This window comes from Neisseria subflava, assembly GCF_024205705.1.
In the GTDB taxonomy this organism is placed as follows: Bacteria; Pseudomonadota; Gammaproteobacteria; order Burkholderiales; family Neisseriaceae; genus Neisseria; species Neisseria subflava_D.
The window spans coordinates 1,231,901-1,247,787 of the sequence record NZ_CP073115.1 but is presented as its reverse complement, the minus strand read 5'-3'; the positions used below and the strand labels follow the sequence as shown (position 1 = coordinate 1,247,787).

Below are 15,887 nucleotides of genomic sequence, written 5' to 3'. Positions count from 1 at the left end.
CGGGGGAAATAACGTACAATGCTGATTTTAACTTAAGCATTTCAAATCAAGATGGCTGTACGCTCAAAATCTTCAAAAGCATGGCTGCATGAGCACGTCAACGATCATTATGTCCATATGGCACAAAAGGACGGATATCGTGCCAGAGCGGCTTATAAATTATTGGAAATTAATCAAAAAGATAAATTAATCAAACCAGGTACGGTTTTGGCAGATTTGGGCAGCGCGCCGGGAAGTTGGTCACAGGTAGCGGCCAAGCTGGTCGGTAAAACAGGAGCAGTGTTTGCTTTGGATATTTTGCCGATGGAAGCTATTGAAGGTGTGTCGTTTATTCAGGGCGACTTTAGGGAAGATGCTGTTTTGGAGCAGTTTGAAGCCTTATTGGATAATCGCCCATTAGACCTTGTAATCTGTGATATGGCACCCAATATGTCAGGCAATGCCGTAACAGACCAGGCACGCAGTTTTTACCTGTGTGAACTGGCTTTGGATTTTGCCTCGCAGCATTTGAAACCCGGAGGCAGTTTTTTGGTGAAGGTGTTTCAAGGCGCGGGCTATCAGGAATATACGGCGGCAATGCGCGAAATTTTTGCCAGTGTGCAAACTCGAAAGCCGGATGCTTCCCGCAATCGTTCCAGTGAGATTTACCTATTAGGCAAAAATAAACGCTGACAATGTAGGGTGGGTGCTTTAAAATTCTTTCCCTTGATTTTATTTATTTTGTAACCATGGAGCCTGTTCAGTGGGGAATACCATTAAAAACATATTAGTCTGGGTAGTGGGTGGGGCTATGCTTTTAGCAGCATTCAATGCACTCAGCGATAAGCAGGAAGATAAACAGCAAATCGAATATTCTCAATTTATTCAGCAAGTTAATAGTGGCGAAGTATCCAATGTAAATATCGAAGGATCTGTTGTCAGCGGCTATCTGATTAAAGGTGAGCGCACCGATAAAACTGCCTTCTATACCAATGCGCCTTTGGATGACAACTTGGTTAAAACACTGTTGGACAACAAAGTACGCGTCAAAGTAACTCCGGAAGAAAAACCAAGCATGTTGGCCAGTCTGTTTTACAGCCTGCTGCCTGTTTTGTTGTTGATTGGTGCATGGTTCTACTTCATGCGTATGCAAAGCGGCGGTGGCGGTAAAGGCGGTGCCTTCTCTTTTGGTAAAAGCCGTGCGCGTTTGTTGGATAAAGATTCCAATAAAGTGACTTTTGCCGATGTTGCAGGTTGTGATGAGGCAAAAGAAGAAGTACAAGAAATCGTAGATTATTTGAAAGCACCCAATCGTTATCAAAGCTTAGGCGGTCGTGTGCCGCGCGGTATTTTGTTGGCAGGCAGCCCCGGTACGGGTAAAACTTTGCTGGCCAAAGCGATTGCCGGTGAAGCCGGTGTGCCATTCTTCAGTATTTCAGGTTCTGACTTTGTGGAAATGTTTGTCGGTGTCGGTGCGAGCCGTGTCCGCGATATGTTCGAGCAGGCCAAGAAAAACGCACCATGCATCATCTTTATTGATGAAATTGATGCGGTCGGCCGTCAGCGCGGTGCCGGTTTGGGCGGTGGCAATGATGAGCGTGAGCAAACATTAAACCAATTGTTGGTTGAAATGGATGGTTTTGAAAGTAATCAAACCGTTATTGTGATTGCAGCAACCAACCGTCCTGATGTACTTGACCCTGCGTTGCAGCGTCCGGGTCGTTTTGACCGTCAAGTTGTAGTTCCATTGCCTGATATTCGTGGCCGTGAGCAAATCTTGAAAGTCCACGCTAAAAAAGTGCCTTTGGATGCATCTGTAGATTTGACTTCTTTAGCTCGTGGTACACCTGGTTTTTCAGGTGCGGATTTGGCAAACTTGGTCAATGAAGCTGCTTTGTTTGCCGGTCGTCGCAATAAAGTTAAAGTCGATCAAAGCGACTTTGAAGATGCGAAAGACAAAATCTATATGGGTCCTGAACGCCGCAGCATGGTGATGCATGAAGATGAAAAACGTGCGACAGCCTATCATGAGGCAGGCCATGCAATCGTAGCGGAAAGCCTGCCGTTTACCGATCCGGTTCACAAGGTAACCATTATGCCGCGCGGCCGTGCCTTAGGTTTGACTTGGCAACTGCCTGAGCGTGACCGCATCAGCATGTACAAAGACCAAATGTTGAGCCAGATCTCAATTTTGTTCGGCGGACGAATTGCTGAAGATATTTTTGTCGGCCGTATTTCTACCGGCGCATCTAACGACTTTGAGCGTGCAACTCAAATGGCACGCGAGATGGTAACGCGTTATGGTATGAGCGACAAAATGGGTGTGATGGTTTATGCTGAGAACGAAGGTGAAGTATTCTTGGGTCGCAGCGTGACCCGTTCTCAAAATATTTCCGAGAAAACCCAACAAGATATCGATGCGGAAATCCGCCGTATTTTGGATGAGCAATATCAAGTGGCTTACAAAATCTTGGATGAAAATCGCGATAAAATGGAAACCATGTGCAAAGCGCTGATGGATTGGGAAACCATCGATCGAGATCAAGTTTTGGAAATTATGGCCGGTAAACAACCTAGCCCGCCTAAAGATTACAGCCACAATGTCCGTGATGACAAAGTAGAAGAGCCTGAAGCGCCTGTTGCTGAAGCTGCCAAACCTGTTGAGCAAAATGAGGTTCAGAATACTGAGTCAGTAGAAGCAGACAAAACAGATAAATCTGTATGAGGCTTGAAACAGAAAACGGTAGCTTTTAAGCTACCGTTTTTATTTCAGGATAAGTTAAAGGCCGTCTGAAAAGTTTCAGACGGCCTGATTTTATTTGGTTAATTATAAAACAGCCAAAGCTGCTTCGTAGTCAGGTTCATTTGCAATTTCAGAAACCAACTCAGCGTGTAGAACTTGGTTTTGCTCGTTCAAAACCACCACTGCGCGGGCAGTCAGGCCGCGTAATGGGCTTTCTGTCAGTGTAACACCGTAATCGTTAGAAAAGCTGCTGCGGAATGTAGAAAGTGTCACTACGTTTTCCAAACCTTCTGCACCGCAGAAGCGGGCTTGTGCAAACGGTAAATCAGCAGAAATGCACAAGACGACGGTATTGTTCAAAGACGAGGCACGTTTGTTGAAAGTACGGACGGACTGGGCGCATACGCCGGTGTCAATACTAGGAAAAATATTCAGCACTTTGCGTTTGCCTGCAAAATCAGCCAATGATTTCTCAGATAGATCTGCCGCTACCAATGTGAAATCAGGTGCAACTTGGCCGATAGCAGGCAAATTGCCGTTTGTAGAAATAGGTGAGCCTTGGAAAGTAACTTGGGCCATGATTCAGTCCTTGTGTCAGGGGGAAAATAGGATGGGCAGGATTTTAGTAATGACGGCGCCGGAAATAGAACATGCCTTCGCTGTCAATTTCTAAAATATAGCGGCCGTTTTGTACGGCGGCATAGCCGCTTTTGCCTTCGGTATAAGGCTGTAAAGCAGCGTGAGAAATCAGATAGTCGGTCAGCTTGCTGCCGTCTTGGGCAATATTGTCCACCATTTTTGCAAAGGCAGTGTGGCAGATGCCGTTGGCTGACCAGCCGGCTGAAACACCTTTTTCATTTTTTTCCATGCATTGGCCGCTGATGACTTCTAAGTCGTTAGGGTGCTTGCCAATCAGATTGATGACGCCGCCCTCTATGCCGTTAATCGGATAGGTGCGTTGTTTTTTACCTTCTTTAGTTTCGCCTTCTTGAGCTGTACCTAAATCCAAACCGGCTATGGCTTGTTCATCGATGTATTTGACTTTGAAGGTAGGTTTAGGCGCTTTGCCTGAAGCAGCATCATTGGCGGCAGTATCTTCAGACTTGCCGCCGCAGGCAGCCAATGAAAGGCTGAGCAAGATAAGAGGAAAGGTTTTTTTCATATGAGAAACCCTAGAAAAATGATTATATTTCAAATAATAAACGATATTATGGCCGTCTGAAATTTTCAGACGGCCTTGCTATTATTTCAACGGACGAATACCTACTGCATCGCGGACTTTATCCAACAATTCGCGTGCTTCTTTACGCGCTTTTTGTGCGCCGGCCTGCAAAATATCTTCAATTTGAGAGGGTTTGGCTGTCAACTCATTGTAACGCTCGCGCGGTTCAGCGAGCTCGGCATTGATTTTTGCGCCCAAGAGTTTCTTGGCTTCGCCCCAAGCAAGGCCTTCGGCCAGCATTTGTGTGAACTCGGCAGTTTCAGAAGGCGTGGAGAAGGCTTTGTAGATTTCAAACAGAGGACTTTCATCAGGCTGTTTTGGTTCACCGGGCTCTTTCATGTTGGTGATGATTTTGTTAACCGATTTTTGGGTTTTCTTGTCGTTTTCCCAAAGCGGAATGGTGTTGCCGTAGGACTTGGACATTTTGCGTCCGTCCAAGCCGACCAAGAGTTCGACGTTTTCGTCGATTTTCACTTCTGGCAGGATGAAGAGCTCTTGGAAGCGGTGGTTGAAGCGGCCGGCAATATCGCGTGCCATTTCAACGTGTTGGATTTGGTCGCGACCGACTGGTACTTCATGGGCATTGAACATAAGAATGTCGGCAGTCATGAGGATAGGGTAGCTGTACAGGCCCATTTCCACGCCATGATCCAGATCTTCCTGACCGTTTTCGGTATTTGCCTGTACTGCGGCTTTATAAGCGTGAGCGCGGTTCATCAGGCCTTTTGCGGTGATACAGGTCAGAATCCAGTTCAACTCCATCACCTCGGGAATATCGCTTTGACGGTAGAAAGTGGTCTGTTCCGGATTAAGTCCACAGGCGAGCCATGTGGCGGCAACAGCTTGAGTAGATTGATGAATCATTTCCGGCTCATGACATTTGATGATGCCGTGATAGTCGGCCAAAAAGAGGAATGATTCGGTATTGGAATCTTGCGCCGCGCGGATGGCCGGGCGGATGGCACCGACGTAGTTGCCCAAGTGTGGAATACCTGTTGTGGTAACGCCTGTTAAAACTCGTTTTTTGCTCATGAAAGTATCCTTCGGTACAAAGGCCGTCTGAAAATAAATATGGTGCCGATTATACCTGATTCTTCTTGATTTTTCAGACGGCCTTTTACGTATAGGGTAAATGGAAAAGAAAAGTTATACACATAAAACTATAAAAATAATCATTATAAAACAATAATATAAATTAAATTTACTATTTAATAAAAAAATAACTCTTGAGTTATCCACATTTGCGCCTATATAGGCTTTAACAGAAATATATTTGTAGAGGAAAGTAAAATGAGATTTGATAAATTGACTGCTAAATTTCAGCAAGCTCTGCAAGAAGGTCAAAGTTTGGCTTTGGCTGCGGACAGCAGCTACCTTGAGGCCGGCTTTATCTTAAAAGCGTTGCTTGACGATCAAAACAGTGGTGCTGCTGCGTTACTGGCTCATGCAGGTGTGAATGTGCCTCAAGTAAAACAACGTTTGCAGCAACATTTGAGCAGCTTGCCAAAAGTATCCGGTCAAGGTGGCGATATTATGCCTAGCCGTGAGCTGCAAGCTGTATTGAACTTGATGGACAAGGCTGCGACCAAACGTGGCGATGCCTATATCGCCAGCGAACTTTTCCTGCTGGCTTTGGTTCAGCAGAATGATGCGACCGGCAAAATTTTGAAAGAAGCCGGTGCGAACGAACAAAATATTAATGCCGCGATCGATGCGGTACGAGGAGGACAAAACGTGAACGATGCGAATGCCGAAGACCAACGCGATGCTTTGAAAAAATACACACTTGACCTGACTCAACGCGCCCGAGACGGTAAGCTCGACCCTGTTATCGGTCGTGATGATGAAATCCGTCGTGCAATTCAGGTATTGCAACGCCGTACCAAAAACAACCCTGTGCTGATTGGTGAGCCGGGTGTGGGTAAAACCGCTATTGTTGAAGGTTTGGCGCAACGTATTGTTAACGGCGAAGTGCCTGAATCCCTGCGTAACAAACGCCTTTTGGTTCTGGACTTGGCAGCTTTGATTGCCGGTGCGAAATATCGCGGCGAATTTGAAGAACGCTTGAAAGGCGTGTTGAACGACTTGGCTAAAGATGACGGCAACACTCTGATTTTCATTGACGAAATCCATACTTTGGTTGGCGCAGGCAAAACCGACGGCGCAATGGATGCGGGCAATATGTTGAAACCGGCTTTGGCGCGCGGCGAATTGCACTGTATCGGTGCGACTACTTTGGACGAATACCGTCAGTACATCGAAAAAGATGCGGCACTCGAACGCCGTTTCCAAAAAGTATTGGTTGGCGAGCCAAGCGTGGAAGATACTATCGCTATTTTGCGCGGTTTGCAAGAGCGTTATGAAATCCACCACGGTATCGATATTACCGACCCTGCTATCGTTGCTGCAGCAGAGTTGAGCGACCGTTATATTACCGACCGCTTCCTGCCTGATAAAGCGATTGATTTGATCGACGAAGCGGCCAGCCGCATCAAAATGGAGCTGGACAGCAAACCTGAGCAAATGGATAAACTTGACCGTCGCATTATCCAGCTCAAAATGGAAAAAATGCACGTTGCCAAAGAAACTGATGATGCCAGCAAAAAACGTCTGGAATTGATAGACGAAGAAATCGACGGGCTGCAAAAAGAATACGCCGATTTGGATGAAATCTGGAAAGCCGAAAAAGCGGCATCATCCAGCACTGCCGACATCAAGAAACAGATGGACGACATCAAAGTTAAAATCGAGCAGGCCAAACGCCAAGGCGACTTTGCCCGCGCGTCCGAACTCGAATACGGCGAGTTACCGAAATTGGGTGCACAGTTGCAGGCAGCGGAAAGCAACTCCGACGGCAAAAAACAAAACAAACTTTTCCGTACTGAAGTCGGCGCGGATGAAGTAGCCGAAATCGTTTCCCGCATGACCGGTATCCCCGTGTCAAAAATGATGGAAGGCGAACGCGACAAGCTGTTGAAAATGGAAGAAGTATTGCACCGCCGCGTGGTTGGTCAAGACGAAGCCGTGCGCGCCGTGTCTGACGCTATCCGCCGTAGCCGTTCCGGTTTGGCCGATCCAAATAAACCTTATGGTAGCTTCTTGTTCTTAGGCCCGACCGGTGTGGGTAAGACCGAATTGTGTAAAGCATTAGCAGGCTTCTTGTTTGACAGCGAAGATCATCTGATTCGTATCGATATGTCCGAATACATGGAAAAACATGCTGTTGCCCGCTTAATCGGTGCGCCTCCCGGCTATGTCGGCTACGAAGAAGGCGGCTACCTGACTGAGCAAGTCCGCCGCAAACCATACAGCGTGATTCTTTTGGATGAAGTGGAAAAAGCCCATCCAGACGTGTTCAATATCTTGCTGCAAGTATTGGATGACGGCCGCTTGACCGATGGACAAGGTCGAACTGTTGACTTCAAAAATACTGTTATCGTGATGACTTCCAATATCGGTAGCCAACATATCCAACAAATGGGTACTCAGGACTACGAAGCGGTGAAAGAAGTTGTGATGGAGGATGTGAAAGAACATTTCCGTCCTGAAATGATCAACCGTATTGATGAAGTAGTCGTGTTCCATGGTTTGGATCAGGCCAATATTCGCAGCATTGCGAAAATCCAGCTTAAAGGTTTGGAAAAACGTTTGGAAGCACAACATCTGCATCTGAAAGTCGATGATGCTGCCTTGGATCTGATTGCCGAAGCCGGTTTTGATCCTGTGTATGGTGCCCGTCCGCTCAAACGCGCCATCCAGTCAGAAATCGAAAATGCGCTGGCAAAAGCATTGCTTAAAGGAAAATATGCACCTGATAGCACAATCCATGTTAAAGAAGAGGGTGGTAAGCTCTTGTTTGCATAGGATTTAAACAATGTAGTATGTTGTTGTAAAAGGCCGTCTGAAAGAATTCAGACGGCCTTTCTTGATTATTGATTCATATCATATAATTGTTATGTGATTTGATTATTCTTTGAATTTTAGGGAAATTGATCAAAATCTTATTCCTTAGTTTGATAAAGAATGCGATATAATTTGACTTGTTTACCAAGGTTCTTGCTAAATATCTGATTTAATGTAATAATACTACAATGCAAAAACTGACTAATCAAAATCTTCACATTATTTTGTCGGAACGCTTAAATGATACCGACTTTGTTCTTATTCTCAATGCATTAATCAAATTTCTGCGCCGAGGAGGCAAAAAACAGGCTTCCGAACGTTTCGATTTGATTTTATCTACTTTAAAACAAGACGATGCTCTATGTCGTCAATTCAGCCTGCGCTTCTATGCCTGGCTGTCCAAAGTTCACATCTATCCTGCGCTGATTAAGCTGGGTATTTTCTCGCGTCATAGTTTTACTCGGGAGATGGGTATACGGATTTACGAACGTTTCAGCCCGTCTTATAAAGACTTTTCCAATCTGCGCGAAGTATTTTTATATCTTTTTCATTCGAAAAACGATGATAAATGGTTGCAAACTTTAAGTTTGCGCCAATGGTTGAGCATGTATGAATTGTTGCAGGGTAAAGCCGATCCTGCTTTGCTTCAGACGGCCAGCAGACAGTTGGCAGATGCTCGTTTGCGCGCAGTGGAAATGCTGTCTATTTGGATTGCTTCCGAAGCGATTGAGCCGGATTTAATACGGATTGCCCCCCGTTTGTTGGAAGCGGATTCTGCATTTGTCGCTTTACAGCGCGAAATTGCGAAGATGGTGGAACACTATCGCCATAGCGAAGAAACTTATGACACGGCACATTTGGAGGTCATGTTTGACCAGTGTGAAAAGCAAATTGACTATTTGCGCCGTCGTGGTACCGGAGCCGGGTCTGGTTCGTCAGTAAAAGTTGCCCACTTGCTCGAACGCCTGCAACAAACCATAGGCCGTCTGAAACTGTTGACCAATATTCAAATTGAAACTGGCAGCCGTACCCGCTTAACCATCAATCTGATGAATGCGATGATTTATGCGGCGGTGGAGCAATACAGCACCAGCCACTTGCGTAAAAGCAGTATCCGAATGCTGGCACGCAGTATTACGGAAAACAAAAGTCATCATGGCGAGCATTACATTACGCGCAACTGTAGCGAATATTTCAAAATGTTTTATTCTGCTGCAGGCGGTGGCGTAATTATTGCTTTGATGGCATTGAATAAAATCCATATTGCGTCTTTGGGGTTCGGCGAATTTACTACTTCATTCTTGGCCGGGCTCAATTATGGTTTGGGCTTTATGCTGATTCATATGCTGCATTGCACTGTTGCAACCAAACAGCCTGCTATGACGGCGGCGAGCTTTGCCGAACAGGTGGACTCAAATGAAGGCAGTAAAGCGGTGGATAATAAATTGGCTAAACTGCTGATTGATGTGTGCCGTTCGCAAAGTATTGCTGTGTTTGGCAATGTATCGATTGCCGTATTGTTGGCGGCAGGGATTGCTTTTGGCTATGCCCATACGCATGGTCAGCCCTTGCTAAATGAGGCAGTTACGGCCTATCAGTTCAAATCCATTGAGATTTTTACCCAACCGACCTTATGGTATGCCGCTATTGCCGGTGTATGGCTGTTTTGCTCGGGGATTATTGCCGGCTTCTTTGACAACCGTTCCGATTATCTGAACCTGCGTCAGCGTCTGCCGTTTAATCCGTTGTTACGAAAAATCATGCGCCCGCAGCCACGCCGCCTTCTGGCCGCTTATATTCATAAGCATTACGGCTCGCTTATGGGCAATTTTATTTTCGGTATGCTTTTAGGTATGACCGGCTATTTTGGCCATCTTTTCGGCTTGCCGCTGGATATTCGCCATGTGGCGTTTTCTTCGGCAAATTTGGGTTATGCCGCGATTAGCGGTCATGCAGATATATTCACTTTTATGCTTGGCTTGGCAAGTGTATTGGCAATCGGCATGGTGAATCTGGTGGTCAGCTTTTCTTTAGCTTTGGCCGTTGCGCTCCGCTCTCGAGGCACGCGTTTGGGCAGTATGCGTAATCTGCTGAAGAGTTTCTGGAGTCAAGTGAAAGCCAATCCTTTGATTTTGCTGTATCCGGTTCAAGTGAATAACAAAGACAACACGAAGTAAGATTGAAGAAAGGCCGTCTGAATATATATTTTTCAGACGGCCTTTTGATTTAAAAACTATAAAGATTAGGCTTGCAGAGAGGCGCGGTTTTCCAAAACTTGGTCAATCAAACCATATTCTTTAGCTTCATCGGCAGACATATAATTGTCGCGGTCGGTATCGCGTTCCAAGTCGGCCAAATCGCGATCACAATGTTTGGCGAGTAAGCGGTTCAGTTTCTCTTTGATTTTCAGCAGCTCTTTAGCGTGAATTTCAATATCGGAAGCCTGACCAGCCAAGCCGCCGCTGATGAGCGGTTGGTGAATCATGATGCGGCTGTTTGGCAGGGCAAAGCGTTTGCCTTTTTCGCCTGCGGACAACAGGAATGCGCCCATACTTGCCGCTTGACCCAAGCATAAGGTAGAAACATGAGGCTTGATGAAGTTCATAGTGTCGTAAATCGACATACCGGCAGTAACCGAACCGCCCGGAGAGTTGATATAGAAGAAGATATCTTTATCAGGGTTTTCACTTTCCAAGAACAGTAATTGCGCAACAACCAGATTGGCAGATTCGTCTGTCACCGGGCCGATCAAGAAAACGATGCGCTCTTTCAAAAGGCGTGAGTAGATGTCGAATGCGCGCTCGCCGCGACCGCTTTGTTCGATAACGGTAGGGACAAGGTAATTATTGAAATCGAAGGACATTTTTGTCTCCTGTTAATGATGGAAAAGCACCAAAGCATTTAAAGCGCTTCGGTGCTTTTGATTGTCTGTTTCAGACGGCCTTGGAGCAATTAAGCTTGTGCGCCCATTACTTCGTCAAAAGACAGCGCTTTTTCAGTTACTTTAGCTTTGCTCAGAACGAAATCAACAACGTTGCTTTCTACTGCCAAAGAAGTCGGACCTTGCAGGCGGGAAGGCTCTGCGTAGTACCAGTCGATAACTTCTTGAGGATCTTCGTAGCTTTCAGCGAAGTTGGCAACAACGGCTTTGATTTGGTCTTCAGTTGGCTCAAGTTTGTTTTCTTCAACCAATTTAGCCAAAATCAGACCCAAAGAAACGCGGCGCTCTGCTTGTTCTTTGAACATATCCAAAGGCAGATCCAAGTTGGCAGCGTCAGCCATGCCTTGGTTAACGAAGTTTTGTTTCATTTCGTTTGCCAAGCGAGCGGCTTCTTCGTTGACCAAAGCAACAGGAACTTGCAAATCTGCTGCTTTGAGCAGGGCGTTCATTACAGATTCTTTGGTTTGTTCACCGATGCGGCGCTCAACTTCGCGGCCAACGTTTTTCTTCACTTCTTCGCGCATTTTGGCAACATCGCCGTCTTCAATACCCAGAGCTTTGGCAAAGTCTGCATTAACTTCAGGCAAGGTGGCTTCAGAAACGTTGTTCAGAGTGATGGTGAATACGGCAGATTTACCGGCAACATCTTTACCGTGGTAGTCTTCAGGGAAGTTTACGGTAACGTCTTTGCTTTCACCGGCTTTCATACCGACAACACCGGCTTCGAATTCAGGCAACATTTGACCTGCACCCAATACGAAAGCGTAGTTTTTAGACGCGCCGCCGGCGAAAGGTTCACCGTCGATTTTGCCTTCGAAGTCGATGATGACGCGGTCGCCGTTTTGGGCTTCGCGGTCAACATGGTTGAAGCGGGTGCGTTGTTTGCGCAGGATTTCTACAGTTTGGTCAACTTCGGCATCGCCAACAGTCGCAGTAACTTTTTCTACTTCTTGGGCAGACAGGTCGCCAATAGTTACTTCAGGGAAAACTTCAAAAATAGCGGCAACTTTGAAAGATTCTTGATCGTCTTGTTCTTCAACGCCTTCAAAGCGTGGGTAACCGGCAACTTTCAATTCTTGAGCAACGGCAACTTCGTAGAATTCGCGTTGTACCAATTCGTTGATAACGTCGTTTTGTGCGCTTGCGCCGTACATTTGGGCAATCATTTTGAACGGTGCTTTACCCGGACGGAAGCCGTCAACTTTTGCACGGCGTTGGGTTTGTTTCAGTTTTTTCTCAGTTTCTGCGTTGATTTTGGACCAAGGCAGAGACAATACTACTTTGCGTTCCAGATTTTCTAAAGTTTCAACAGTTACGCTCATCGTAAGCCCTTAAATTTGTTGTGTTTAAACGGTCATCCTTCTGCTCAGTATTCCGAAGAATTTCGGAAGCGTGCATAAGGTCAAAATTTAGCTGCTTAGTATAACACAATGTTTCACGAATAACATAAAAAGGCCGTCTGAAAAGTAGGAAATTCTTTTCAGACGGCCTTTGTGTTTCGATATTGTTGTTTTTTACAGCTGGTCTTTTTGCGCCAGAATCCGTCGGCTGCCGTTGATGTCTGCCGGAGAAAGAACACCGGCATTTTCAAGCGCATCTACTAAATTGGCGGCGCGGTTGTAGCCGATGCGTAATTGGCGTTGGAGTGCGGAAATGGAAGTTTTCCGGCTTTCCAATACGAAGGCGACGGCTTGATCAAATAACTCATCGCTGTTTGCGTTCGGATTGACAATATTGGTGGTTTCGATGGCTGCTTCGCCACTGAGCAGACCTTCCACATAATTGGTCGGAGCCTGTTCTTTGACGAAATTGACGACCTGATGCACTTCATCATCGGAAACAAAGGCACCTTGCAGGCGTGTCGGTTCCGCGCTGCCCGGTTGCAGAAATAATGAGTCGCCGTATTTGAGCAATTCGTCTGCACCCATTTGGTCAAGAATGGTGCGGCTGTCGATTTTGCTTTGTACGGTAAAGGCCATTCGTGTTGGAATGTTGGCTTTAATCAGGCCGGTAACCACATCGACACTCGGACGCTGGGTGGCGACAATCATGTGAATACCTGCAGCACGTGCTTTTTGGGCAAGGCGTGCGATTTGCTGCTCAACGGATTTGCGTTCGGTCATCATCAAGTCTGCCAACTCGTCGATAACAACCACAATCAATGGCAGTTTTTCCAGAGGCTCAGGATCGTCAGGATTTAAGCTGAACGGATTGAGTAATGGTTTGCCTGCTGCTTTGGCTTGTTCGACTTTTTGGTTGAAACCGTCCAAATTACGCACGCCGGCATGGGAAAGTAGGCGATAGCGTTTTTCCATTTCGGCAACACACCAGTTCAACGCTTGTCCGGCTTCGCGCATATCGGTCACAACCGGACAGAGCAGGTGCGGAATGCCGTCATAAATGCTCAATTCCAGCATTTTCGGGTCAATCATAATGAAGCGGACTTCGTCGGGCGTGGCTTTGAAGAGCATGGACATAATCATGCCGTTCACGCCGACGGATTTACCCGAGCCTGTCATGCCTGCGACCAAAAGATGCGGCATTTTTGCCAAGTCGCCGACAACAGGCGTACCCGCAATATCTTTACCCAAGGCAACGGTCAGTTTGGACTTGGCGTCGGTAAACACGGATGAAGAGAGGATTTCGCTCAACATGACGTCTTGGCGCTTCTCATTGGGCAATTCAATGCCCATGGTGTTTTTACCGGCAATGGTTTCTACGATGCGTACCGCTTGCAGAGACATCGAGCGCGCCAAATCTTTGGACAGGGCGACAATTTGGCTGCCTTTGACACCTTGTGCCGGTTCGATTTCGTAGCGGGTAATCACAGGGCCTGAAGTAGCGGAAACAACCTGTACGCCGATGCCAAATTCAGCCAGCTTGGCTTCGATTAATTCTGCGGTTTGTTGCAATTCATCCGGATTGACGGCAACCGGTTCTTCAGACGGCATACGCAACAGGTTCATATTGGGTTTGTGGTATTCGCCGTTGTTTTTAGGTTCAGTATCGTCAAACAGGGAAGTTTGGATTTTAGGAGGTGGTGCAACGGATACGGCAACAGTTTTACGGTTGCTGCTGCTGCCTGCCAACGGAGCAACCGGAGTGGCGGTAATGGTTTTGGCTTCTTTAACCATGCGGCGCGTATTTTGGGTTTCCAAAGCTTCGGAGCAGACATCTTCTTTTTTATTTCGGAACTGAGACAGTTTTTTCATCAGGCTGCCAAACAGGCCGACCATATGGCTGCCGGATTTGGCCATGACTTCCAACCATGACACCTGAGCCAACAGGGAAATGGACAACAGCAACATCACCAGCATAATCAACAGGCTGCCCGACTTACCCAACAGCCAAGCCAAGCCTGAACCGGCCAACAAGCCGACCAAGCCGCCGGCACCAACGGGAAGGGATTCGCTCAATGCATTGTCAAACAGGAAGTGCTCAATAATCGGGCTGCACACCAGCAGGAGAAATAATGCCAAAGCGGCTACGCCGTGATTGTAAGGCTTATGGTTTTCCTGCTTTTTCATGGGGCGGAAATTTTTGTAGAGAAAAACGCAAGATGCAGCTATCCACCACCAAAACGACAGGCCGAACAGATAATATCCGACATCGGAAAGATAGGAGCCAAAGAGGCCGCCGAGGTTGGCAACATCATTGCTTTTGGGAATGCTGCGCGACCATGCAGGGTCGTCCATGCTGAAGCTGGCCAGGGAAATGGCCAGATAAATGGTGATAACCAAGCCAAACAGCCATAAAGCATCATTAATCAAGTTAACGACATGTTCGGGACGCGCTTTTTTTTCTTCGTTTCTTTGCAGCTCTTTGGCCGCCTTGAGGCGTTGGGAGACTTTATTGTCGGCTTGAGTTTGTGCTTTAGTGGATTTGCGTGTTGTCGGTTTGGCTGCCGGTTTGGTAGAGACGCGTTTTTTTGTTTGGGTTTTAGAAGATTTTGCAGTCATGAGATAAAGGCCGTCTGAAAAGACCGGAGGTAATGTGCGTAAAGGGCAAATTATACCGTATTTACTAGGCACAAGAAATTGAAACGGGCGTAATCATTATAGGATTCAGGCCGTCTGTTTGGCGTGACGAAAATTTTGGATTTCGTTTCCACCTGTTCAGACGGCCTGATGTTTTGATTGATTTGGACTTACATTCTGCCCAGTTCGCGTTGGAGGGCTTGAATATTTTTCTCCCTATCCAAAACCACGCCTTGCAACGTACTGATGGCCTGTTGATTGACGCTGCCGCCTTTGGCCGTCCGCGCTTGGCTCAGTTGCTTTTTAGCATCGGCTAAAGCCGCACGTTCATTGGACAACTCAGTTTCCAAAATAGAGCGGCGGCTGTTGACGCCAGAGGACTTGGGAACCGGAGGAGGAGCTGTTTCAGAAGCAGTACGGACAGGAGCAGGTTTGGGCGTTGCCTTATGGTTGGATTTTGCCGCTGTATTTTTACTTTTTGCCGGAGCCGTTTGTGATGTCGGCGCGTTGAGTGTAGGCGCATCACTCACCGGGGCATCGTATCGGCTGCTGCTGTATTTGCCGACAATTGGCAAATCGTTGACGGCTTGGCAGTTGCCGCTTGGGCGCGAGGTATAGACAATCGAGCCGTTGACTTCGCAGGTGTAGATTTTTGCGGCGTGGGCTTGGCCGTTGAAAACAGCAAGCGGCAGCAGGGATAGGGTAAGCAGATATTTTTTCATGATTCAGGTAGGGCTGATTCGTTGCAGTTGAGCATTTTATTCTTGTTCAGACGGCATGGGCTGCTGTTTTTGAGCTTTTGCACTGTTTTTGTTTTTGCTCGGTTTGTCGGCTTTTTTCTCTTGTTTATCGGATTTTTCCGCGCGTGCCTTTTTCTTAGGCTTTGCACTTGCGCGTTCATCAGAGGTATTGAGGCTTCGGATGTTGAGGTGGTAACCGCTGCCTTGATGACCGCTGATTTTAGGCAATTGAGCCTGTGCGCAGGAGGATTTGGGTTCGGAGGTATAGCTGCCGTTGCCGCAGGAATAAACTGCGGCGGCTGCGTGAAGAGAAATACCCAAGACGAAAGAGGATACGAGGAAGTATCCGGCTTGTTTGATGGTTGAAGTCATGTTTTTCCGT

Annotated in this window: 11 protein-coding genes and 2 pseudogenes; 4 read left to right on the top strand and 9 right to left on the bottom strand. The window is 46.9% G+C overall.

The features are described 5' to 3' along the window. The first annotated feature begins 51 nt into the window (after positions 1 to 51). Entirely contained in the window at positions 52 to 672 is a 621-nt protein-coding gene (locus tag KCG54_RS06035) for an RlmE family RNA methyltransferase (protein ID WP_254323670.1), read from the top strand. 70 nt (positions 673 to 742) lie between these two features. Then, a complete protein-coding gene (gene ftsH / locus KCG54_RS06030; RefSeq protein ID WP_254323669.1) occupies positions 743 to 2,704 on the top strand; it encodes an ATP-dependent zinc metalloprotease FtsH in 1,962 nt (653 codons plus the stop codon). 102 nt (positions 2,705 to 2,806) lie between these two features. On the opposite strand, the gene tpx is transcribed toward ftsH, so the two are convergent. The 3 genes from tpx to trpS all read right to left on the bottom strand — a co-directional run bounded on the left by tpx (position 2,807) and on the right by trpS (position 4,976). After that, positions 2,807 to 3,301 carry a thiol peroxidase gene (gene tpx / locus KCG54_RS06025; RefSeq protein ID WP_204788337.1) on the bottom strand — a complete coding sequence of 165 codons (495 nt, stop codon included), beginning with the start codon at positions 3,299 to 3,301 and terminating at the stop codon, positions 2,807 to 2,809. A gap of 43 nt (positions 3,302 to 3,344) precedes the next feature. Further along, complete coding sequence (locus KCG54_RS06020; protein ID WP_049349806.1) at positions 3,345 to 3,884, bottom strand: hypothetical protein; 540 nt, start codon at positions 3,882 to 3,884, stop codon at positions 3,345 to 3,347. A gap of 81 nt (positions 3,885 to 3,965) precedes the next feature. Continuing rightward, positions 3,966 to 4,976, bottom strand: a complete 1,011-nt coding sequence (gene trpS, locus KCG54_RS06015) for a tryptophan--tRNA ligase (protein WP_070608318.1) — start codon at positions 4,974 to 4,976, stop codon at positions 3,966 to 3,968. A 258-nt stretch (positions 4,977 to 5,234) separates the two neighbouring features. On the opposite strand from trpS, the gene clpB reads away from it, so the two are divergent. Both clpB and KCG54_RS06005 read left to right on the top strand, forming a co-directional pair. Then, positions 5,235 to 7,808, top strand: coding sequence for an ATP-dependent chaperone ClpB (gene clpB, locus KCG54_RS06010; protein ID WP_254323668.1), 2,574 nt, complete (start codon positions 5,235 to 5,237; stop codon positions 7,806 to 7,808). Between the two features lie 227 nt (positions 7,809 to 8,035). Continuing rightward, positions 8,036 to 10,024: a site-specific recombinase gene (locus KCG54_RS06005; RefSeq protein WP_254324965.1), complete on the top strand. Its 1,989-nt coding sequence runs from the start codon at positions 8,036 to 8,038 to the stop codon at positions 10,022 to 10,024. 65 nt (positions 10,025 to 10,089) lie between these two features. Here the strand turns inward: KCG54_RS06005 and clpP are convergent, their stop codons facing one another. From clpP to KCG54_RS05980, 6 genes and pseudogenes are all read right to left on the bottom strand, one after another. Further along, complete coding sequence (gene clpP / locus KCG54_RS06000; RefSeq protein ID WP_003683589.1) at positions 10,090 to 10,710, bottom strand: ATP-dependent Clp endopeptidase proteolytic subunit ClpP; 621 nt, start codon at positions 10,708 to 10,710, stop codon at positions 10,090 to 10,092. Positions 10,711 to 10,799: 89 nt separating this feature from the next. Then, a complete protein-coding gene (gene tig, locus KCG54_RS05995) occupies positions 10,800 to 12,110 on the bottom strand; it encodes a trigger factor (protein ID WP_254324964.1) in 1,311 nt (436 codons plus the stop codon). A gap of 192 nt (positions 12,111 to 12,302) precedes the next feature. Continuing rightward, positions 12,303 to 13,943: pseudogene (locus KCG54_RS05990) on the bottom strand (DNA translocase FtsK); the annotation flags it as partial. Between the two features lie 101 nt (positions 13,944 to 14,044). Beyond that, a pseudogene (locus KCG54_RS12060) lies at positions 14,045 to 14,747 on the bottom strand (DNA translocase FtsK 4TM domain-containing protein); the annotation flags it as partial. 188 nt (positions 14,748 to 14,935) lie between these two features. Continuing rightward, positions 14,936 to 15,487 (bottom strand): hypothetical protein, encoded by a 552-nt coding sequence (locus KCG54_RS05985; protein ID WP_254324962.1) that lies wholly within the window; start codon positions 15,485 to 15,487, stop codon positions 14,936 to 14,938. Between the two features lie 36 nt (positions 15,488 to 15,523). Further along, complete coding sequence (locus KCG54_RS05980) at positions 15,524 to 15,877, bottom strand: nucleolar protein (RefSeq protein ID WP_254324961.1); 354 nt, start codon at positions 15,875 to 15,877, stop codon at positions 15,524 to 15,526. Positions 15,878 to 15,887: the final 10 nt, after the last annotated feature.

What these genes read in the sequence shown, in the direction of transcription:
- KCG54_RS06035 (WP_254323670.1), top strand. Translation starts at nt 52, where the DNA reads ATGGCTGTACGCTCAAAATCTTCAAAAGCATGGCTGCATGAGCACGTC.
- tpx (WP_204788337.1), bottom strand. Translation starts at nt 3,301, where the DNA reads ATGGCCCAAGTTACTTTCCAAGGCTCACCTATTTCTACAAACGGCAAT.
- KCG54_RS06020 (WP_049349806.1), bottom strand. Translation starts at nt 3,884, where the DNA reads ATGAAAAAAACCTTTCCTCTTATCTTGCTCAGCCTTTCATTGGCTGCC.
- trpS (WP_070608318.1), bottom strand. Translation starts at nt 4,976, where the DNA reads ATGAGCAAAAAACGAGTTTTAACAGGCGTTACCACAACAGGTATTCCA.
- clpB (WP_254323668.1), top strand. Translation starts at nt 5,235, where the DNA reads ATGAGATTTGATAAATTGACTGCTAAATTTCAGCAAGCTCTGCAAGAA.
- KCG54_RS06005 (WP_254324965.1), top strand. Translation starts at nt 8,036, where the DNA reads ATGCAAAAACTGACTAATCAAAATCTTCACATTATTTTGTCGGAACGC.
- clpP (WP_003683589.1), bottom strand. Translation starts at nt 10,710, where the DNA reads ATGTCCTTCGATTTCAATAATTACCTTGTCCCTACCGTTATCGAACAA.
- tig (WP_254324964.1), bottom strand. Translation starts at nt 12,110, where the DNA reads ATGAGCGTAACTGTTGAAACTTTAGAAAATCTGGAACGCAAAGTAGTA.
- KCG54_RS05985 (WP_254324962.1), bottom strand. Translation starts at nt 15,487, where the DNA reads ATGAAAAAATATCTGCTTACCCTATCCCTGCTGCCGCTTGCTGTTTTC.
- KCG54_RS05980 (WP_254324961.1), bottom strand. Translation starts at nt 15,877, where the DNA reads ATGACTTCAACCATCAAACAAGCCGGATACTTCCTCGTATCCTCTTTC.